This window comes from Streptomyces sp. NPDC088812 (genome assembly GCF_044750285.1).
Taxonomy (GTDB): Bacteria; Actinomycetota; Actinomycetes; order Streptomycetales; family Streptomycetaceae; genus Streptomyces.
This window is the reverse complement of the sequence record NZ_JBIVJP010000073.1, coordinates 1-1,519: the sequence shown is the minus strand read 5'-3', so window position 1 is coordinate 1,519 and position 1,519 is coordinate 1. Positions and strand designations below refer to the sequence as shown.

Here is a 1,519-nt window from a genome sequence, read left to right as displayed (position 1 = left end):
GGTGGCCTACCCGAACGAGGCCATCAATCGCACCGATTCCGACGACCTGGCGAACACCCTGGTCTCGGTGCAGAGCGTGGTGGTGGACCCTGCCGACCGGCTGTGGATCCTGGACACCGGAAGCCCGCTATTCAAGCCCACGACCTACGGCGGGCCCAAGCTCGTCTGCGTCGACCTGACCAGCGACACAGTGGTCAAGACCATCCTGTTCCCCCAGGATGTCGCGTTGCCCACCAGCTACCTCAACGACGTGCGCTTCGACCTGCGCCGCGGAGCCGAGGGCGTCGCCTACCTCACCGACTCCTCCGACCAGGGACCCAACGCGCTGGTGGTGGTGGACCTGGCCACCGGTCAGAGCTGGCGGCGGCTGCACGAGCACCCCTCCACGAAGGCCGAGCCGCTCACAGACTTCGTGCCGGTTGTCGAGGGCCGCCCGATGGTCGCCCGCCAGGAGGACGGGACCGTGGCGCCGGCGATCGCGATGGGCGCGGACGGAATCGCCATCGGCGCCGACGGCGCCCGCCTCTACTACTGCCCGCTGGCATCCCGGCGGCTCTACAGTGTGGCTACCGACGCGCTGGTGGACCGAGCCCTGGATGAGGCGGCGGTGGCCGCGACCGTGCGTGATGAAGGCGACAAGGGTGGGGCCGGCGACGGCCTGGAGTCCGACGCACAGGGCAACCTGTATGCGACGAACTACGAGCACAACGCGGTGCTGCGGCGTCGGGTCGACACCGTCGGGGCGTGGGAGACCGTGGTCAGCGACCCTCGGTTGCTGTGGCCGGACACGCTCTCGGTCGCGGCCGACGGCTACCTCTACATCACCGCGAACCAGCTCCACCGCCAGGCCGACTACCGGCAGGGGCAGGATGAACGGGTCAAGCCCTACACCCTCTTCCGCACCCGCATCGACGCTCGACCCGTCCTGCTGCGCTGACCACAGCGGGACGAAACCCAGGGCGCTTCAGGTCACTGCTGTGCCCTGTCTCTGACACGTCGAGTTCTCCTCCTGCGGGGATGTTCTTGTACCGCCGGGCCAGTCAGGGACAGCAGCACATGTTCCACGCCTGCTGGCCCTGACCGGCATTACGGCATGGGCCTGGACTGCGCTCAGCCCAGGGAGGCGAGCAACTCGGCGCAGGCCCGCTCGCAGCGCCGGCAAGCCTCAGCGCAGATCTTGCAGTGCTCGTGCATTTCAGCGTGGGAGGCGCACTCGTCCCCGCACGTCTTGCAGGCGGTCCGGCAGGCCTCCAGCAGGGCACGAGTGGTCTCGACGTTGTTGCCGGTCTGCCTGGACAGCACCGCCCCGGTGGTGGCGCAGATGTCGGCGCAATCCAAATTGAACCGGATGCACTGCCTCAGTTCTGCGAGCATGTCCTCGGCCAGGCACGCGTCCGCGCAGGCCGTACAGGTCTGAGCGCACTCGAAACAGGCCTCGATGCACTCGGCCAGCTTCTGCCGGTCGATGTCCCCCAAGTCTTTCGGGTAGGTCTCCAGCATCGAGCTCACGTGATGGGTC

General features: G+C 67.9%; 2 protein-coding genes. One reads left to right on the top strand and one right to left on the bottom strand.

What is annotated here, in order from left to right:
- Positions 1-937: L-dopachrome tautomerase-related protein (locus tag ACIP67_RS43275; protein WP_401700225.1), on the top strand; the 937-nt coding region annotated here is incomplete at its 5' end.
- Between the two features lie 173 nt (positions 938-1,110).
- On the opposite strand, the gene ACIP67_RS43270 is transcribed toward ACIP67_RS43275, so the two are convergent.
- Positions 1,111-1,519: four-helix bundle copper-binding protein (locus ACIP67_RS43270; protein ID WP_401700223.1), on the bottom strand; the 409-nt coding region annotated here is incomplete at its 5' end.